The organism is Azospirillaceae bacterium, from assembly GCA_028283825.1.
Taxonomy (GTDB): Bacteria; Pseudomonadota; Alphaproteobacteria; order Azospirillales; family Azospirillaceae; genus Nitrospirillum.
This window is the reverse complement of sequence record JAPWJW010000005.1, coordinates 436,841-455,548: the sequence shown is the minus strand read 5'-3', so window position 1 is coordinate 455,548 and position 18,708 is coordinate 436,841. Positions and strand designations below refer to the sequence as shown.

At 66.9% G+C, this 18,708-nt stretch carries 18 protein-coding genes and 1 pseudogene; 5 read left to right on the top strand and 14 right to left on the bottom strand.

The window, feature by feature from the left end; all coding sequences use genetic code 11:
• Positions 1-81 precede the first annotated feature (81 nt).
• Positions 82-552, bottom strand: coding sequence for a hypothetical protein (locus PW843_28630; GenBank protein ID MDE1150533.1), 471 nt, complete (start codon positions 550-552; stop codon positions 82-84).
• On the opposite strand from PW843_28630, the gene PW843_28625 reads away from it, so the two are divergent.
• The 3 genes from PW843_28625 (at position 455) to PW843_28615 (ending at position 3,076) form a co-directional block, all read left to right on the top strand.
• Positions 455-895: a LysR substrate-binding domain-containing protein gene (locus tag PW843_28625; GenBank protein MDE1150532.1), complete on the top strand. Its 441-nt coding sequence runs from the start codon at positions 455-457 to the stop codon at positions 893-895. The genes PW843_28630 and PW843_28625 overlap by 98 nt on opposite strands.
• 141 nt (positions 896-1,036) lie before the next feature.
• Positions 1,037-2,236, top strand: a complete 1,200-nt coding sequence (gene lhgO, locus PW843_28620; protein MDE1150531.1) for an L-2-hydroxyglutarate oxidase — start codon at positions 1,037-1,039, stop codon at positions 2,234-2,236.
• A gap of 87 nt (positions 2,237-2,323) precedes the next feature.
• Positions 2,324-3,076: a creatininase family protein gene (locus PW843_28615; protein ID MDE1150530.1), complete on the top strand. Its 753-nt coding sequence runs from the start codon at positions 2,324-2,326 to the stop codon at positions 3,074-3,076.
• 164 nt (positions 3,077-3,240) lie between these two features.
• Here PW843_28615 and PW843_28610 read toward each other — a convergent pair whose 3' ends face one another.
• The 5 genes from PW843_28610 to PW843_28590 form a co-directional block, all read right to left on the bottom strand.
• Positions 3,241-4,185, bottom strand: coding sequence for a hypothetical protein (locus PW843_28610; GenBank protein ID MDE1150529.1), 945 nt, complete (start codon positions 4,183-4,185; stop codon positions 3,241-3,243).
• Positions 4,186-4,212: 27 nt separating this feature from the next.
• Complete coding sequence (locus PW843_28605; protein ID MDE1150528.1) at positions 4,213-4,656, bottom strand: heme-binding protein; 444 nt, start codon at positions 4,654-4,656, stop codon at positions 4,213-4,215.
• Positions 4,657-4,722: 66 nt separating this feature from the next.
• A complete protein-coding gene (locus tag PW843_28600) occupies positions 4,723-5,124 on the bottom strand; it encodes a VOC family protein (protein MDE1150527.1) in 402 nt (133 codons plus the stop codon).
• Between the two features lie 60 nt (positions 5,125-5,184).
• Positions 5,185-5,964, bottom strand: a complete 780-nt coding sequence (locus tag PW843_28595; GenBank protein MDE1150526.1) for a fumarylacetoacetate hydrolase family protein — start codon at positions 5,962-5,964, stop codon at positions 5,185-5,187.
• Positions 5,961-7,277, bottom strand: a complete 1,317-nt coding sequence (locus PW843_28590) for an MFS transporter (GenBank protein ID MDE1150525.1) — start codon at positions 7,275-7,277, stop codon at positions 5,961-5,963. Before PW843_28590 ends, PW843_28595 begins: the two co-directional genes overlap by 4 nt.
• 371 nt (positions 7,278-7,648) lie before the next feature.
• On the opposite strand from PW843_28590, the gene PW843_28585 reads away from it, so the two are divergent.
• Positions 7,649-8,068, top strand: a complete 420-nt coding sequence (locus PW843_28585) for a cupin domain-containing protein (protein MDE1150524.1) — start codon at positions 7,649-7,651, stop codon at positions 8,066-8,068.
• Positions 8,069-8,257: 189 nt separating this feature from the next.
• On the opposite strand, the gene PW843_28580 is transcribed toward PW843_28585, so the two are convergent.
• A complete protein-coding gene (locus PW843_28580; protein ID MDE1150523.1) occupies positions 8,258-9,157 on the bottom strand; it encodes a VOC family protein in 900 nt (299 codons plus the stop codon).
• A 204-nt stretch (positions 9,158-9,361) separates the two neighbouring features.
• On the opposite strand from PW843_28580, the gene PW843_28575 reads away from it, so the two are divergent.
• On the top strand, positions 9,362-9,934 hold the full coding sequence (locus PW843_28575) for a carboxymuconolactone decarboxylase family protein (GenBank protein MDE1150522.1): 573 nt from the start codon (positions 9,362-9,364) through the stop codon (positions 9,932-9,934).
• Positions 9,935-10,002: 68 nt separating this feature from the next.
• Here PW843_28575 and PW843_28570 read toward each other — a convergent pair whose 3' ends face one another.
• From PW843_28570 to PW843_28540, 7 genes and pseudogenes are all read right to left on the bottom strand, one after another.
• Positions 10,003-11,481: a DHA2 family efflux MFS transporter permease subunit gene (locus PW843_28570; protein MDE1150521.1), complete on the bottom strand. Its 1,479-nt coding sequence runs from the start codon at positions 11,479-11,481 to the stop codon at positions 10,003-10,005.
• A 158-nt stretch (positions 11,482-11,639) separates the two neighbouring features.
• The gene (locus tag PW843_28565) at positions 11,640-13,523 is read right to left on the bottom strand and encodes a TonB-dependent receptor (protein MDE1150520.1); all 1,884 of its coding nucleotides are present in this window, start codon (positions 13,521-13,523) and stop codon (positions 11,640-11,642) included.
• Entirely contained in the window at positions 13,510-13,815 is a 306-nt protein-coding gene (locus tag PW843_28560) for a hypothetical protein (GenBank protein MDE1150519.1), read from the bottom strand. Before PW843_28560 ends, PW843_28565 begins: the two co-directional genes overlap by 14 nt.
• A 265-nt stretch (positions 13,816-14,080) precedes the next feature.
• Positions 14,081-15,250 carry a PepSY-associated TM helix domain-containing protein gene (locus PW843_28555; GenBank protein ID MDE1150518.1) on the bottom strand — a complete coding sequence of 390 codons (1,170 nt, stop codon included), beginning with the start codon at positions 15,248-15,250 and terminating at the stop codon, positions 14,081-14,083.
• 85 nt (positions 15,251-15,335) lie between these two features.
• A complete protein-coding gene (gene leuD, locus PW843_28550; protein MDE1150517.1) occupies positions 15,336-15,950 on the bottom strand; it encodes a 3-isopropylmalate dehydratase small subunit in 615 nt (204 codons plus the stop codon).
• Positions 15,950-17,375 (bottom strand): annotated as a pseudogene (gene leuC, locus PW843_28545) (3-isopropylmalate dehydratase large subunit). Before leuC ends, leuD begins: the two are co-directional and overlap by 1 nt.
• A gap of 185 nt (positions 17,376-17,560) precedes the next feature.
• Positions 17,561-18,490, bottom strand: coding sequence for a LysR family transcriptional regulator (locus PW843_28540; protein ID MDE1150516.1), 930 nt, complete (start codon positions 18,488-18,490; stop codon positions 17,561-17,563).
• Positions 18,491-18,708: the final 218 nt, after the last annotated feature.

Genomic DNA, 18,708 nt, shown 5'->3' with positions numbered 1-18,708 from the left:
GATCTTTTCGGCACGATGACGACCTTCGTGCAGGTCGTGAAACAGGGCAGCTTCACCGAAGCCGCCCATTCCCTGCGCATCTCACGGGCGCTGGTGTCCCGCCAGATATCGGACCTGGAAAACCACCTGGCCACGCGGTTGCTGGTCCGCACCACCCGGTCCGTCAGCCTGACGGAGGCCGGCAGTTCCTATTACCAGTTCTGCCAGCGCATCCTGGAAGAGGTGTCGGGCGTCGAGAAACAGATCTCCCAACGCATCGCCGAGCCGGCCGGGCAGTTGTCCATCATCGTGCCCAAGTGGATCGGGTCGCTGGACGTGGCCGACGCCGTCGTCGCCTTCTGCCAGGAATACCCGCGCATCTCCGTGGAGATGAATTTGGGCGGCATGTCGCGCAAGACCTACGATTTCATCGAGCGCGGTTATGACGTGGCCTTGCAGACCCGGCGCATCCCCAATTCCCTGGTCAAGGTGCGCAAGATCGCGGCCATCCGCTACGCGCTGGTGGCCTCCCCCGCCTTCATCGAGAAACACGGGCCAGCCGGCGAAGGCCAAGGACCTGCAGAACCTGCCCTGCGTCACCCAGTCGGAAGACCAGCATTGGGACCTGACGGAAGATGGCAAGACCGTGCGGGTGAAGGGCCAGATCGCCTTCGCCTCCAACACCTATCTGGTGTTGAGCAAGGCGGTGAAAAGCGGCCTGGGCGTGGGCCTGATCCCTTTCCACATGGTGGAGAAGGACTTGAGCGACGGCAGCCTGGTGGCCGTGCTACCCAACGAGAGCATCCCCGAGCGCCCGTTCTATGCCGCCTTCGCCCCCGGCGACGCCACCCCGGAAAAGGTGCGCGTCTTCGTCAAGTTCCTGGTGCAGTGGTTCCGCACCCATCCGCTGGACTAACCCGTCAAGCCTGACGGGTGGTGGATTGATCACGGAGGGTGACCTTGTCATTCACGACAAGGGGCCTTAACGCGCGGGCACCCGGCTGCCCTAATCGTTCCCCCGGCCCCGGGTGCGGGCCGCCTTGGACCCAGGGTTACCATGCTGGACTTTTGCATCGTCGGCGGGGGCATCGTCGGCCTCGCCACCGCCTACACGCTGATGGAACGGTTTCCAGGCTGTGAACTGGTGGTGCTGGAACAGGACGACAGCCTGTGCCGGCACCAGACCGGCCACAACAGCGGCGTCATCCATGCCGGCGTCTATTACGCGCCGGGCAGCCTGAAGGCCATGCTGTGCAAGGCAGGGGCGGAGGCGACCAAGGCCTTTTGTGCCGAGAACGGTATTCCCGTCATCACCTGCGGCAAGCTGCTGGTGGCGACCAACCCCCTGGAACTGGAGCGCATGCAGGCCCTGTTCGGCCGGGCGCGGCAGAACGGCATCGACTGCCGCCTGATGGGGGCCGATGAACTGCGCGAGGCGGAACCCAACATCATCGGCCTGGGCGCCATCCACGTCAGCGCCACCGGCATCGTCGATTACAAGCAGGTGGGTGCGGCGCTGGCCGCCCGCATCACCCAGGGTGGCGGCCAGGTGATGCGCAACGCGCGGGTGACGCGGATCGAGGAGACGCCGGGCGCCGTCGTGGTGCATTCCGCCACCGGCACCCACACCGCCCGCCAGCTTATCGCCTGCGCCGGTGCCCAGGCCGACCGCATCGTGGAGGCCGCGGGGCTGGAGACCGACTTCCAGATCGTGCCCTTTCGCGGCGAATACTTCCGCCTGCCGGCCGAACGCGCCGGCCTGATCAACGCCCTGATCTACCCCATTCCCGACCCGGACCTGCCCTTCCTGGGCATCCACCTGACACGCATGATCGACGGCGGCATCACCGTCGGCCCCAACGCGGTGCTGAGCCTGGCGCGCCAGCGCTATCCGAAGTTCGCCGTCGATGTCGCCGACGTGGCGCGCATGCTGGCCTTCCCCGGATTCTGGCGGGTGATCGCCAACAATTTCCGCTCCGGCCTCACCGAAATGAAGAACTCCCTGATGATCCGGGGCTACCTGGAGGCCTGCCGGAAGTATTGTCCCTCGCTGACGGTGGATGATCTGCTGCCACAGGAGGCCGGCATCCGCGCCCAGGCGGTGATGCGCGACGGCACCCTGGTGCACGACTTCCTGCTGAAGAAGACGGCGCGGTGCATCCACGTCTGCAACGCCCCCTCACCCGCCGCCACCTCGGCCCTGCCCATCGGCGCCATGATCGCCGACGACGTGCAGGCGCAGCGTGCGGCCTGGTAGCGGTTTCCAGTGCCTTTGGGCATAGGGGTCTTTATGGTGCGGGCATGAAAGCCCACTTCATAGGGCTGTCCCCGAGGAACCATCCCCATGCTGTTGCACCTGTCGACCTGGGCCGAAGTCGGCCAATTCCTGGAACGGTCCAAGGCGATCGTCATCCCCATCGGCTCCAATGAGCAGCACGGCCCCACCGGCCTGCTGGGCACCGACTGGCTGTGCCCGGAAATCATCGCGCATGAGGCGCACAAGTCGGGCGCCGACATCCTGGTGGGCCCCACCTTCAACATCGGCATGGCCCAGCACCATCTGGGTTTCCCCGGCACCATCAGTCTGCGCCCCTCCACCTTCATGGCCGCCATCGGCGATTGGGTGCGGTCGCTGGCCGGCCACGGTTTCCAGCGCATCTATTTCCTGAACGGCCATGGCGGCAACATCGCCACCATCGAGGCCGCCTTCTCCGAACTGTATGCCGAGGCCAGCTTCGCCCGCCGCCCCGCCGGCTTCGCCTGCAAGCTGCGCAACTGGTGGGATCTGCCGGGCGTCAACGCCCTGGCGCAGCGCCAGTTCCCGGTGGGCCACGGCAGCCACGCCACTCCGTCGGAAATCGCCGTCACCCAGTGGGCCTACCCCGACGCCATCAAGAGTGCGACCTACACGCCGCAGATCGCCGGTTCCGGCCCCATCCGCGAGGCCCTGGACTTCCGCGCCCGCCATCCCGACGGCCGCATGGGCTCCGACCCCGCCCTGGCCACCCCGGAAAAGGGCGGCGACCTGGTGCGCCTGGCTGTGACCGGCCTGGTGAGCGAGATCGCAGCCTTCGGGGCCGAAGCACCGGTTCTGTAAAGCAAAGGGGCTTTCCAGCTGGACACCGGAAAGCCCCTTCCCCATCCGCCGGTTAGAGCAAGATGCGATCAGGCATGATCGCATCTTGCTCTAAAGCTGTTCATGATAGAGCGGAACGCGATCAGGTGATTCCACCTGATCGCGTTCCGCTCTAAGGCGGCCAATCACATCGCGAAGCCCCACCAGCGCAGGGTGATGTCCACCAGTAGTTCCAGCTTGCGGCGCTGGTCGTCCCAGGTCAGGCCGCTGTCGCGCTGAAAGCCGCCACGGGGGCTGAGCGCCAGGCGCAGGCCATCACCCACCGCCGCCGCCGCGCGGTCGATGGCCTCCAGCACAATGTCCTGCTCTTCCAGCTGCTGCCTGGTGCTGTCGATCAGGCCCACCACCACCAGCTTGTCGGCCGGCACCGCCGCCAGGAAACCGAAGTCGGCATCTGTGCAGCCGATGTCCAGCAGCAGGCGGTCAACCGGCAGGTTGAACAGCGTTTGCAGGCCCTCCGGCACCACACCCGTGGGCCAGCGCGGGTTGGGACCGGGGCGGCCGATGCGAAAGCCGATGCGGGCCTTGTCCGGCCGCGTGACGGCGCCCAGCACCGCCGCGTCGAAGGCGGCGGCCGTTTTGATGGCGTCCAGCGCGCCGGGCTTGGATTCATCGTCCAGCAGCTTGGCGTAGGCGGAGCCGTTGAACTGGATGTAGGCGATGCCCGCCGCCAGCAGGCCGTCGATCTCACCGGCGTAGGCCTTGGCCAGAGCCGCCTGCGCGGCAGCCGCATCGAAGCCAGGTCCCGCCTTGTGCGCCAATTGGTGCAGGGCCGATGCGGGCGAGGGCAGCGAAACCTTGACGCCCAAATTGGTGGCGCGCAGCAGGAAGGCGCCCTCCTCATCCACCAGGGCGGGCGGTTGATCGGTCAGGCCGCGTTGCAGCAGCGCCTCGGCCAGGCCATGGCGGCGATATTCACCGTCGGTGACGACGGCCAATCCGGCGGCGCGCTGCACGATCAGGGCGCGTTTGACCCACTCATCCACCGTGGCGGATGACGGCGCCTCGGCAATCTCCGGTGGGATCAGCGCGCCGATGATGTCGGCATGATAGGTGTAGTTGTTGGCCATGATGCGGCCCTCCCCTTCATCCGCGCGTCACTTGCGCAAGCTGTTCCATTCGGCGAAGTTCAGGTCGTAACCCAGCTCGGCCAGCGTGGCCTCGGCGATCTGCTGGTCCTCATCGCCGGTGCCGCCGGAGATGCCGATGCCACCCAGGATGGGGCCGCCCCGGCGCAGGGTCAGGCCGCCGTCGGTGGCGACGATGGGCAGGTGGCCCATGGTGGACACCTGGGCGAAGAACTCCGGCTGGGTCTTGCACCATTGCTTCAGCATGTTGGTGGGGCGCTGCATCACGGCGGCGGTGTAGGCCTTGCTGGCCGCGATGCTGGGGGTCAGCGGCCGGGCGCCGTCCAGGCGTTCGCTGACGACGATGAAGCCGCCGGCATCCACCACCACCACGGTGATGGGCTTGCCAATGGCCTCGGCCTTTTGCTGGGCTGCGGCGACAAGTAGCTTCGCCTCTTGATGGGTAATGCTCATCCAAATGTTCCAATGTGCGGGTGGCGAACGGGCATGGCGGCCAGGCGACGAAAAGAAATGGCTGGGTCAGCCTTCCATCTTCACCGAGGCTTCGGTGTGCAGCTTGCCGTGGTAGGTCAGCTCGATGGTGTGGCCGTTCGGGTCGGCGATGTAGCAGTAGCGGGAGTTGTTCTGCGGCCGCTCCACCGTCATGCTGTGGCGCACCTTCAGCTCATTCAGATGGGCCAGGAAGCCGTCCCAATCCTCCACCTCGATGGCGAAGTGCGACGGCGCCATGCGGTGCCACTGGTCCTCCGGCACCGGCGTGAAATGCAGGTCGAACCCGCCCCGGGTCAGCAGCAGCACGTCGGTGTTGCTCTTGGGATCGACCCACTTCATCGAGAACACCTTGCAGTACCATTCCTTCGTGGTTTCCCGGTCGCGCATGGGGAAGTTCACGTGGTGAATCGAATGGGGTTTGTTGCTCATTACTTTCTCCCTAATACGTCCCTCAGTCGGCGGGCACCGGTATCCGCCGGCAGGCATTGCTTACTTTTCCGCCACGACCCGGTTGGCCAGGGTGGCCAGACCCGTCACCTCGACCTCCACCAGATCGCCCACGTTCATGGCGTGGGTGGCGTCGGTGCCCAGCCAGAGGATGTCCCCCGGCACCATGGTGATGTAGCGGGTGATCTCGACGATGAAGTCGACGGCGCTGAAGATCATGGAATCGGTGCCGTACTCGCTGGACTGCACGCCGTTGATGATCACCCGCGTGCGGGCGCCGGCGGGATCGAAGTCGGTCTCGATCCATGGGCCCATGGGCTTGAAGGTGTCGGCGTTCTTGCCGCGCCAGAAGGTGCGGTCGCTGCGCTGCCACTGCCGCGCGCTGACGTCGTTGCCTACCGTCCAGCCGAAGATGCCGGCCTGCGCCTCATTCCGGCTGGCGTGACGCAGGGGCCGGCCGATGACGGCCACCAGTTCGCCCTCATATTCCAAATTGCCCTCCATGTCGGCGGGCCGGACGATGTCGGCCAGATGGCCGGAAAGGGCGTTGTTGGCGCGATAGCCGATGTCGGGCCGCGTCGGCACCTTGGCGGCCTGGTAACCCTTGGCGGCGGCCGCCTGGATGTGGCCGGTATAATTCAGGCCGGCGCAGAAGAAGGTGTTGGGGATGGACGGGGCCAGCAGGGTGGTGCCGGACAGGGCGACGGCGCCGCCCCCCTCCCGCCAACCATCGGCGAAGGTGCCGTCCAGCGGCACGATCACCTCCCCCTCCACCCGGCCAAAGCGGGGGCTGCCCTGATGCAGGAAGCGGCAGAGCTTCATCGGGTGGCCTCCGGCCGGGTCAATGGCTCGATCCGGCTGCGGGAGGAGGTGCTGCTGCCGTCGCGGGTGGGGGCCGGCACGTCGCGCAGGCCGGGTGCCGTCGCCGGGGCGGCGTGCAGGGCGGTGGCGCGCAGCCACACCGGCAGGCCCGCCAGGTTGATCAGCAGGCTGAGGCCGATGAAGGTCAGCATGGGGCCGGGCGTGGGAGCGGCCATGGCGGAGAAGGCCAGCGGCGCGCCGGCCAGGACGCCCATCAGCGTGATCTGCGTGACCAGGCCGCTGGTGGCGCCGGCACTGCTGGGCGACGGGGCGCAGACGGGCAGCAGGGCCCACATGCCGACCAGCAGGCCACTGCCGAAGGTGAAGACCCAACTGGCCGCGACCGCACCCTCAAAACCCAGGTCGGCGGCGAAGATCGCGGCGGCCCCGGCGCCGGTGACGATGGTGCCCACGGCACCGATCAGCCAGGCCGGAACCCGGCGGTTGATCAGCACGCCCACCAGCAGGCAACCGGCGATGTTCACCGCCATGGCCACCACGTTGCAGTTCTGGGCCAACACCTCCGACACGCCATACCGCTTGGCCAGATAGGGGGCCAGCACGGCCATGATGCCGGTCTGCAAGGCGGCGTCCGCCCCGAAGGAGATGCCCAGGGCATAGGGCCAGGGGGAGCGCAACACCGCCTTCAGCCCCGCCGTGCGCGACGGCAGCACCCCAGTGGGCGCCGGCTGGGCCCGGCGCAGCGCCGGCACGCCGATGGCGACGAACAGCAGCAGCAGGATGGCATGGCCGCCGAAGGCCCAGCGCCAGGAGCCCGAGGCCTGGATCAGGCCGGCCGCCAGGAAGGGCACGATGAAACTCATGGGCACGAAGCTGGACCATAGGGCCAGCGCGAAGCGCCGGCGCGGGCCGGCCGTCACACGCACCAGCATGGTGACGGCAGCGATGGCCACCAGGACGTAACCGACGCCGGAGATGACACGGCCCACGAACAGCACGTTCAGGCTGGGCGCCAGGGCCGACACGCCATCGCCCAGGGCGGCCAGGATGGCGCCGGCGAAGATGAAGGGCTTGTCCCCGAACCGGTCGACCAGCCAGCCCACGAACAGGGCGCCCAGCGCCACGATCAGCGACGGCAGCGACAGCACCGCCCCCACGGCGGCATGGGAGGGGGGATGGAATTCCCGGGCGATGGAACTCAACACCGGCACCGCCTCGCTGACCGCCATGGCCGCGGTGACGCCGAACCCATATAAGACCGCAATTTTCCAACCGCTGCCGTCGGCGCTGCGCAAGTCAGGCGCACTTGTCATGCGTAACCTCCCGTTTTGGGCCTCAGGCGCAAACCGACACAGGCGGAAACTTTGAAAATCAGGCACTTGGGTGAACTCGTGCCCTGTCCTCCCGGGACGGCCGCTGGGCCTTATTTTGACGAGAAAAGGCTAACACGGTGAACCGCAGCCGGATGCGCCAATTTCAGGGATATTAATGTTCACCGGGACGAACTAATGGATTGGCATCGCAACCAATGCCTTCCGCCAATCATATCAATACTTTACAGAAATTATCGCGGCGCTTCGGGCCCATTCCGGCGGGTTTGACAATCATCACCCCGCCGATCCACATAAGGGGAATGAGAACACGAACAAAACGGCCGGCCGCACCCGGCCGTGGGGAGGGGACCATGAGTATCGCCCAAATCATCAAGATCGATGACGTCAAAGTCATTTCACGCGGCAGCGGTATCGAGACTTGGCCGCTGGTGGTGCCCAGCAAGGTTCCGGGCGCGCAATTCACCACCGGCATGAGCTGTTATCCCAAGGGACAGGGCGCGCCGATGCATTCCCACAATTGCGATGAGCAGGTGACCCTGCTGGAAGGCCAGGGCGAGGTGGAGATCGATGGCGTGGTGACGCCGCTGGTGCCGTTCGACACCACCTACATCACCGCCAACCGCATGCACTGCTTCCGCAACACCGGCGACGCGCCGATGCGCATCCTGTGGGTCTACAGCTCCCCCATCGTGTCACGCACCTTCGCCGACACCGGCGAGACGGTGGTGCATTTGTCCCCCGCCGATCTGATGGGCGCGGAGGAGAAATAAGACCAGCGGCGTGGGACGCGTCCCACGCCGCTGTAGCCCGCGACTGCGGGTGCCGGAGATTTTCGGGGAGCCGCAGGCGGACTGGAAATCGAGGATAAGCCAAGCCCGCGGATGCGGGCGCCCGGCGTTTGAAGTGTCCAAAACAACAACGCCCCCGCTGGCCGGCGGGGGCGCCATCGCCGTTCATAATCAATCCGCGTTGGTCTTGATCATCCACAGATGATGCGGCGGGCTGGTTTCCCAGACGCGGGTGGGGATGCCCTTTTCCACCTTGTCCATGTCGCTGACATATTCGAAACGGCAGCCGATGGGCGTGTGGAAGAAACGGAAGACGTTGGAGCCCAGGGTGTGGCGGCCCAGGCGGCGCGCCTCCTTCCAGCCCTTTTCCACCAGATGGTTGCCGCCCTCCACCACCTCATCGAAGTCGCGCGCCTCGAACGCCACGTGGTTGATGCCGGGCCGATCGGTGCGGTGGCAGAGGAACAGCTGGTGGTGGTCCTCCTCCCCCTCGCATTGCAGGAAGACGCCGGTGGGCACCACCTCCTCCACCGCGCGGAAGTGCAGGCGCTGTTCATAGAAGGCGCGGGCCTTTTCCCGCCCCTCCTTGGGCAGGTCCAGCGCCACGTGGATGGCGCGCCGGGGTGCCGCCTGGCCGTAGGAGGACAGGGCCGCGTTATAGCGTTCCGTATGGCCATAGGTGTTCATCAGGCGCCGGTCCACCGTGGCGGACAACGGCGTCTGCACCCGGAAGGCGATGGCGAAGCCGGTCTCATCCACGCTGTGCACAGTGCCGTCCCCATCCACCGTCACGGCGCGGTCGCGCGACAGTTCCGCCGTGATCCAATCCAGGTCGGCGGCGTCCGACACGCCCCACACCACCTCACGGATGCCGGCACCCGGAACCACGCCAGCCGGCAGGCCGGGACTGTCCACCGCCGCGCAGACGATGCGCTGGCCGGTCGCCGTCTGGAAGACGATACGGTCGTCCCCAGCGCTCAACCGCACCAGGCCGAAATCTTCGCAGAAGCGGGCACACTCACCCAAGTCGTTGACCGCGAAGACGATTTCTTCCAACCGGCTGATCGCCATGACGCAAAACCCCTCCCATGCCGCGGGGCCTGAAAGCCCCGCTTATTGTGGATTGATGTTGCCCCACGCGCGCGGATAGTCAACGTCGGACCGTTCAACCGCCTTAGACATTAGCGTCACGAATGCCGCCTAACGCACGGGTCCCCGCGCGCGGGATAATCAGGGCCTTATCTGCCTCAACATCAGAAAAAAGGCCGGGAGATCATGCGTCTACCAGATTTGGACTTGTCCACCCTCAGCGACCAGCAGCGTGTATTGTACGACCGCATCGGCGGCAAGCGCGGCCATGTGCGCGGCCCCTTCCTGATCTGGCTGCGCAGTGCCGGCCTGTGCGACCGGGTGGAGGCCCTGGGCGCCTATCTGCGGTTCGATACCAAGCTGCCGGAACGCATCCGCGAACTGAGCATCCTGGTCACCGCCCGCTTCTGGGACGCGCAGTATTCCTGGGCCGCCCATTCGGGAAAAGCCATCCAGGCCGGGGTGGACGCCACTGCGGTGGAGGATCTGGCGCAGGGCCGGGTGCCGCGCTTCACCCATGATGACGAGCAGGTGTTCTACGACTTCGCCACCGAACTGCTGACCACCCATTTCGTCAGCCAGGACACCTATGACCGCGCCCACGCCACCTTCGGCGAGGAGGGGTTGGTCGACATCATCGGCGCCATGGGCAACTTCTCCATGCTGGCCATGTGCCTGAACACCTTCCAGGTGCAATTGCGCGCCGAGCAGAAGGCGCCCTTCCCCGACATCGTCGATTTCAAGAAGGTCAAGGCCTGACCCCGCCGGAAGCCATCTTGAAACAGCACGGGACGAAGCGGCCGCCCCCGCTTCGTCCCGTTGCTTTTTCAGGTGAGCTCCGTGCCCTCGGCCGGAAGCGCCGCCTTGCGCTTGTGGCCGCTGACCTCGTGGCCGGCGTCAAGCGGCAGTTCCAGGAACACCAGGCTGGACGCCACGCACAGCAACGACAGCACCAGGAAGGGCATGATGAAGTCGGACGGCGCCAGGCCGCCGCCGGCATCGTGACGGAACCCCACGCTGATCTCCGTCAGCACGGTGCCCACCACCACGCCCAGGGCCAGGGACACCTGCTGGAACACGCCGGCCAGGCTGGTGGCAGCACTCATGCGCTCACGCGGCACGTCGGAGAAACCGAACGTCATGATGGCGCTGAACTGCAGGGAGCGGAACAGGCCGGCGACGAACAGCAGGATGGCAATCACCGCCGCCGGCAGGCCCAGCGAGAACAGGCCGTGCAGCGCCACGAATGCGGCCGTGGCGCTGCCGCTGGACAGCAGGACGGCGCGGAAGCCGAAACGGCGCAGCAGTCCAGTGGTCACCGGCTTCATCACCAGGGCGCCGGCGGCGCTGGCGAAGGTGATCAAGCCGGATTCAAACGCGCTCTGCCCGAAGCCCACCTGCAACAGCAGGGGCAGCAGGAAAGGCAGGCCGCCGGTGCCGATGCGGAACAGCGACCCGCCCACGGTGGTGGTGCGGAAGCTCTGGATGGCCAGCAGGCGGAAATCCAATAGCGGCTGCGACCGCCGCAGGGCATGGCGCACACAGGCCCAGGCGGACAGGACGGTCACGCCGAACAGGGCGACCAGCACGGCCGGCCCGGTGTGGATCAGGCGCGCCGCCTCCGCCCCCAGCAGCAGACTGACCAGGGCCGTGCCGCTGAGCACCAGGCCGATGCCGTCGAACCGGGGCGGCGTGGGATTGCGGAAATTGCGGATGTAGAGGTGCGCCATCACCAGCGCCACCAGGCCCACCGGAATATTGATGAAGAAGATCCAGCGCCACGAGACATAGGTGACGATGAAGCCGCCCAGCGGCGGCCCCACCACCGGCCCCACCAGCGCCGGGATGGTCAGGTAGCTGAAGGCCCGCACCAGGTGGTTGCGCGGGATGGCGCGCAGGATGACCAGGCGCCCCACCGGCACCATCATGGCCCCACCCAGCCCCTGCACCACCCGGGCGGCGACGATGGCGCCCAGGCTGTCGCTCATGCCGCAGGCGGCGGACCCCAGCAGGAAGATGCCCACCGCCGCCTGGAACACCGTGCGCGCGCCGAAGCGGTCCGCCACCCAGCCGCTGGCCGGGATGAACAGCGCCAGGCTGATGATGTAGCTGGTCAGGCAGACACCGATGTCGGTGGGCCGGACGCCGAAGGATGCCGCCATGGCGGGCACGGCGGTGGCCAGCACCGTGCTGTCCAGGTTCTGCAGGAACAGGGCGCCCGCCACGATCATCGGCAGGATGACGATCAGGGCGGCGGGCGGACGGTCATCCCCCTCCGCCGGCGGGGAACCAGGATGGTCAGTCATCTCAACGCCACACCTTATGAGACAGGCCAGAAAAAACGGGCCGGGGGAACCCTTGGGGGATCACCCGGCCCGGAGAAGCCGCGCATGGAAGACAGCGGGAGGAAGACGGGCCCGGTTGGTCAGCCGGGCCCAGGCCATCCCCACGGCACGGCGCAGGATCAGAACTTCGCCGACACCCGCAGGCCGTACAGCCGCGGCGGCAGGTAGGATCCCAGGAAGTCGTTGGTGGAACCGGCAAAGGCGTAGGACTTCACCACCTGGTCCTCCAGGTTGCGGACATAACCGGTGATGGTCCAACGCTCATCCGCCGTGGTGTAGCTGAGGTTCAGGTCGGTCATCTCATACCCAGCCTGGCGGGTGATGGGGCTGTTGTCGGTGAACAGCAACTGCTGGCTGCTGGCCAGGTGCATCTTGGCCTCACCCGTCAGGGTTGCGCCATTGGCGAAGTCCCAGCGGTGTTCATAGGCGATGGTGCCGGTCCAGCGCGGCGACTTGGGCAGGGGGTTGCCGGTCGCCACCACCGGCGCGCCGCCGAAGGGGGAGGCCGGCAGGATGAAGGTGCCGAACTCGCTGTACACATAACTGGCGACCACGCTCAGCTTGTCCTGGGCGGTGATGGCGAACTGGCTTTCCAGTTCGGGGCCGTAGACGGTGGCGGAACTGGCGTTGTAGGTGACGCGGCCGGTGGCGCAGGGGGTGCTGGGCGTGGGCGACACGATGCAGCCCAGCTGGGTCGCCTGGTAATTCTGGTAATCGTAATAGAAGAAGTCGGCGTTGATCTGGACCCGGTTGTTGAACAGCCGGTTCTTGGACCCGATCTCATACGCCTTCAGCTTTTCCGGGTTGTAGCTGTTGGGCGCCAAGCCGTCATAGACGCCGCCCGCCTTGTAGCCGGTGGAAATGGTGGCATACAGCATGGACTGGGCGGCCACATCGTATTCCAGGCCGGCCTTGTAGTTCAGGGCGTGCCAGGTCTGGTCGGCGATGCTGGGCACCGTGTTCAACGGAATGGTGCCCTTCAAGGTCTGTTCGAAGCCGTTCTGGGTCTTCTGATCCTCGGTATACCGCAGGCCACCGATGACGCGCAGATCGTCCAGCAGCGAATAGGACACCTGGCCGAACGCCGCCTTGGATTCCGAGGTGATGGTGGGATAGTCCTGGCGCAGGTTGAAGTAACCGGCCGGGCCGGCGTTGACGGCGTTGTAGATGGTCTTGTCGCTGCGTTGGTCTTCCTTGTCCCAGAACAGGCCGATCAGCCAACGGAACTTGTCATCCTTGCCGTTGGACGACAGCCGCACCTCGGTCGAGGTTTCGTTGTCCGCCTCGTTCAGGATCAGCGGCACGTCGGTGTAATACAGCGACGACAGCGAATAACGGTGGAACGCCGGCAGGATGGTCAGGGTGGCGAAGTCGAGGTCGTAGGAAATGTCCCCGTGCGCGCCGTAGTTCATGTTCTTGTTATAGCCGTCCGACTTGGCGAACGGGTTCTGGCGCGGATCACCCGTCACGCCCAGCAGATAGGCCCCCGGTCCGACACCGCCACGATAATCGTAGTCACCGGCGATCAGCACGCGCAGGCGGTCGGTCGGTTCCACCAGGCCTTCGACACGGACGGAGCTTTCGTCCTGGTCTTCGTACGCCGTCTTGCCGTAGGGATCGTGGTTGCGCGTCTCGAACGCGATGCGGAAGGCGGTATTGTCCGCCGGCGTCACGTTGGCCATGCCGGAGAAGGAATAGAGCCCGAAGTTGCCGACCTCGGCCGAGCCGGCGAACTCATTGGTGTATTTGGGCTGGTTGGTGATGACATTGATGGCGCCGGCGGTGGAGTTACGGCCGTACAGCGTGCCCTGCGGCCCGCGCAGCACCTCGATATGGTCGATGTCGTACAGCGCGGCACCGGCGGAATTGGGCCGGCCGAGATAGACGCCATCGACATGGAAGGCCACGGCCGGGTCGGCCTGCGCCTGGTCGTTGGTGCTGAAGATGCCGCGGATGGCGAAACCGGTCGCCTGGTTGTTGTTGTTGATCTCAAGGTTGGGCACCAGGCCCTGCAGGACCGGTGACGTCGCTGTTGCCGCGCTGGGCCATGGTGTCGCCGGTCACGGACGTCACCGCCACCGGCACGGTCTGCGAATTCTCCACCCGTTTCTGCGCGGTGACGATGACCTCATCCAACTCGGCCGTGGCCGACTTGCCCGGCACGGCCGGTCCCTGGTCGGCTGGTTGGGCCGGGTTCTGCGTCTGGGCCCTGGCCAGCGCAAATGGCTCCGCCGCCGCGAGCACGCATGCCGCCATGCAGAGGTCGCGCACGTTCTTCCTATGTAGCTTGTACATAAGTCCGAAATCCTCCCTTTTTGTTTTCCTGGCGCGACATCTGGGTTCACGCCCCGCGACGCCTTTTCGGTCCCCGCATTATTGAGGATGTTGCCAATGGTCCGCCGGGCACTAGGCGATTTCGGCTGCACGTAATGTTGTGCAACCGTGAATAATCGCGACGTCACTTGCACCAGCCCAGGCACAGGTGGAATCAAAATGGGCCCGCCGGCGTGATACCGGTGGGCCCAGAATAACGTAAAGCATACTTTACTCTTGGTCCGGATCAGTCCCCGGTGGACGGCAGCGCGTCGGCCGGGGCCCGCACCGGGGCCGGCACGCGGCGGACCAGCCACAGGTAGAGGCCGCTGCCCAGCACCACGATGGTCACCAGGTCCAGCAGCGCCCACAGGATCTTCAGCGGCAAGCCGCCGTAATCGCCGAAGTGCAGCGGCCGGGAAACCTCCAGCGCCCGCAGATACCAGGGCATGGCGACCACGCCCGACAGGTCGCCGCTGCGCGCGTCCACCAGCACGGGGCTGAACAGGCGGCTGGTCAGCGGGCTGGCGCCCTTGGCCCACAGCACATAGTGGTGCGGGCTGCCATCGGCGGCGCCCGGGTAATCCACGCTGGTCACCTGCATGCCGGGCAGGGCGGCGGTGGCCGTGTCAAAGGCGCGCTGCAAGGACGCCAGCGCGTCCTGCGCCGGGGCCGGCTGGCCCTGCCAGGGCTTCAGCATCTCCGCCACGTCGGTCATGCGCCACAGGCCGAACAGCGGGGTGGACAACTCGTTCACCACGCCGGTGGCCCCCACCACCAGCGCCCAGGCCAGGGTCACCACCCCCAGCAGATTGTGCGTGTCCAGCCAGGCCAGGCGCCGCGTGCGGCCGGTGCGCAGGGTGCCGAAGCGGTCCTTGGGCGCGAATGGCGCGTACAGCACCACGCCCGACACCACCGCCACCACGAACAGCAACGCCATGCCGCCCAGGAACAGCTCCCCTGTCAGGCCGGTGAACAGATCGGTATGAAGGTGCAGCATGACCTCCATGAAGGTGGTCGGCTGGTCGCCCTGCGGCTGCGAATTCTCCAGCACCGCACCGGTGCGGGCGTCGAAGCGCAGGAAGTGGGCGGCGTTGAAGTCATCCTTGATGGCGTCCCACGACGGCGCCATCCAGAGATAGACCTGAGGCTCGTCATCATCGATGAAGGCCGACACCATCACCTGGCCGGGGAACAGGGCCCGCGCCTGCCCCACCATGCCGTCCAGGTCGGCGCGCGGCGTGTCGGCCGGCAGGTCGGCATAGTGGTGCGGTTCCAGCCAGTGGTTGATCTCCTCCGCGAAGATCAGGGGCAGGCCGGTCAGGCAGATGAGCAGCAGGAACAGGGTGCAGACCAGGCTGCTCCACTTATGCACCCAGGCCCAACGCTTGAGCCTGATCCCCGTATCCCCGGCCATGACGGCGCCCCTTCAAATGCCCCGAACCGGGGCCCTGAAAGTAAGACGATTCAGGGGCCTGAAACTTTCATGGAAAGGGCGGGCTTCAGAAGAACCAGGGATTGGCCTGGCGGTGACCGGCCTCAAACACCCGGATGGCACCGGCATGGCGGGCCAGAGTGGCGCTTACGCCGTCCAGGCCCTGGACCAGGGCATCCTTGCGCACCGGATCGATGGCGAAGGGAATAATCCGGCCGTCGGCGTTCACGATGATGGTCTGCGCCGGCAGGTCCACGGTCAGGCCGTTGGCCCCGGCTTGGCCCGCCACCGCCATCAGGTCCGCCACCAGACCGGCGTCCAGGGTCACGGTCAGGATGCCGTTGCGCTGGCAGTTGTCGTTGAAGATGCCGGCGAAGCTGGTGCCGATCAGGGCGCGGATGCCCAGTTGCGCCAGGCCCCACACCGCGTGCTCACGACTGGAACCGCAGCCGAAATTGGGGCCCACCACCAGGAAGCGGGCGTTGCGCCAGCCGGGCCGGTTCAGGATGAAGTCCGGGCGGGGCTGGCCCTGGGCGTCGAAGCGCAGGTCGAAGAACACGCCCCGGTCCAGGCCCCGGCGGTCCACGCCCTTCAGGAACTGCTTGGGCATGATGACGTCGGTATCGATGTTGGGCTGGGGCAGGCATGCCGCCGGACCACTGATGCGGATGAGGGGTTCCATCAGGCGACATCCTCCTGCGGGGCGAAGCGGCGCACGTCGGCCAGGCGGCCGGCCACGGCGGCGGCGGCCACCATGGCGGGGCTCATCCAAGTGGGTGCGGGCCCCCTTGCCCTGCCGCCCCTCGAAATTGCGGTTGGTGCTGGAGGCGCAACGGTCACCGGGCTTCAGCACGTCATCGTTCATGGCCAGGCACATGGAACAGCCGGACTGCCGCCATTCGAAGCCGGCGTCGATGAACACGCGGTCCAGCCCTTCCCGCTCCGCCTGGGCCCGCACCTGGGTCGATCCCGGCACGATGATGGCGCGCACCCCGGCCGCCACCCGCCGGCCGCGCAGGATGCGGGCGGCGTCACGCAAATCCTCGATGCGGGCGTTGGTGCAGGACCCGATGAAGGCATGGTCGATGGCGATATCCTCCAGCGCCGCGCCCGCCGCCAGGCCCATATAGTCCAGGGCACGGGACAGCGCGGCACGCCGGCCAGGATCAGCCTCGCCCTCTGGGGCGGGCACGCGACCGGTGATGACCGCCGCCTGGTCGGGACTGGTGCCCCAGGTCACCATGGGCGCCACCGCGCTCGCCACAATCTCCACCTCCCGGTCGAAGACGGCGCCATCGTCCGTCTTCAAGGCCAGCCAAGCCGCCGCCGCCCGGTCCCACATGTCGCCCTTGGGCGCGCGGGGGCGGCCCTGGATGTAGGCCAGCACCTTCTCATCCGCCGCGATGACGGCACCGCGCGCGCCGGCCTCCACGATCATGGTGCAGACGGTCATGCGGCCCTCCACGCTCATGGCGGCGATGGCGGGTCCGGCGAACTCCACGGCGTAGCCGGTGGCGCCGTCGGCGCCGATGCGGCGGATGACCTCCATCACCAGATCCTTGGGCGTGACGCCGGGGGCCAGGGTCCCGTCCACGGTGACGCGCAGGGTCTTCAGCCGGCGGTACACCAGGGTCTGGGTCGCCAGGTAATGCTCGATGTCGGAGGTGCCGATGCCGAAGCCCAGGGCGCCCAGGGCGCCGTAAGCGGTGGTGTGGCTGTCGCCGGCGGCCACCACCATGCCCGGCATGACCAGGCCCTGTTCCGGCGCCACCACATGCTCGATGCCCTGGCGCGGGTCCAGGATATCCAGCAGCTCAACGCCGAAATCGCGCGCGTTCTCACGGAAATAGGCGATCTGCGCCGCCGCCTCGGCATCCGCCACCTCCAGGGTGCGGTGGGCGGCCGTGGGGTTGACGTGGTCCACCACCATCAGCGCCGCCGCGGGATTCCACACCGGCCGTCCCGCCTCGCGCAGGCCGCTGAAGGCCTGGGGGCTGGTGTATTCGTTCAGGATGGTGCGATCGACGTACAGCAGCAGCTGCCCGCCCTCATCCAGGCGGCAGACGGTATGGGCGTCGATGATCTTGTCGTACAGCGTGCGGGGCATGCGGCTTCTCCTGGAAGCCACTATGAGAGGCAAGCCGGCCCATGGCCCAATGCCGTCTCCGCATAAACCTATGTCTGTTATCTTTGCTCCCTCATGCGCCGGGCGGGCGCATCCGCGCCCTGGGCTATCCTCGCATTCCAGTCCGCTGACGCTTCCAGGAATGCTGCGGCGGACGCCGTCGCGTCCTACAACGGCATGACCACAGGCTCATGCCGTTGCGCCGCCACATGCGCCCAGAACTTTTCCGCCACCGCCGTCTGCCGCGCGCGGGAGCGGTAGAGGTGGATTTCCATGGGGATGTCCCAGCCCTCATCGCCGGCCCGCACCAGTTCGCCGCGCGCCAGATGGTCCCCCACCAGGCTCAGGGGCGACCAGCCCAGGCCCCGCCCCTCCAGCGCCATGGTGACCAGCAGCTTGGCCAGATGCGAGGTGAAGGTGGGTTTCAGGCAGGTGGGCGGCAGGCCGGTCTCCAGCGCGGCCGCCACGATGCGGCCCATGCCGGATTCCGGACGGTAGGCCAGGTAGGACACCGCCGCCGCCGCACTTCCCGGCAGGACGAACAGGGGCCCGCCCTCGCCATCGGGCGCGCTGACCGGGACCAGAACGTCGTCGCCCACATGGATGGACCGGAACTGCCCCGGCGCCAGCAGGGTGGCGGCACCCGGGTAATGGTGGCACAGCAGGAATTGCGCCTGGCCCTGGATCATCATCCGCTCGCAGATGTCCATATGGTTGGCCGCCATCTGGACATTGATGGTGAAGGGCAATACCGCCTCCACCCCCCGCAGCCAAGCGGGGAAGAAGGTCAGCGACAGGGCGTTGGTGGCGGCGAAGCGCAGCTGTTCGGCATGGCCCTGCGCCACCTCACGCGCCTCATCCCGGCCGCTGGCCAGGCGGCGCAGCGTTTCCTCCGCCGTCACCTGGAAGGAGTCACCGGCGGCGGTCAGTTCCACGGAATGGGTGGTGCGGTGGAACAGGGGCGTGCCCACCCAATCCTCCAGCGCGCGGATGCGGCGGCTGAGCGCCGGCTGGGTGATGTTGCGGTTCTCCGCCGCGCGGGAGAAGCCGCCGTGCGCCACCACCGCCAGGAAATCCTTCAGCCACGCGATTTCCATGTCCGCTTCCCGTTCCCGAGGGGCACGCCGGCCCTTGCCTGGCGACAATGGCCCAAGGGGTGCTGGATAGACAACCCGGACGGCTTGCGCGGCGCCCCTTCCCCGGGTATGAGTGGTTCTGCAATCAATTCGCAATTTCATAGTGCCCGGCCCAGCGCGGCCCGGGTTCGCAGAGGGGCCGGTACCGATTGGTGCGGCGCGATTCAAAGATCCTGGGC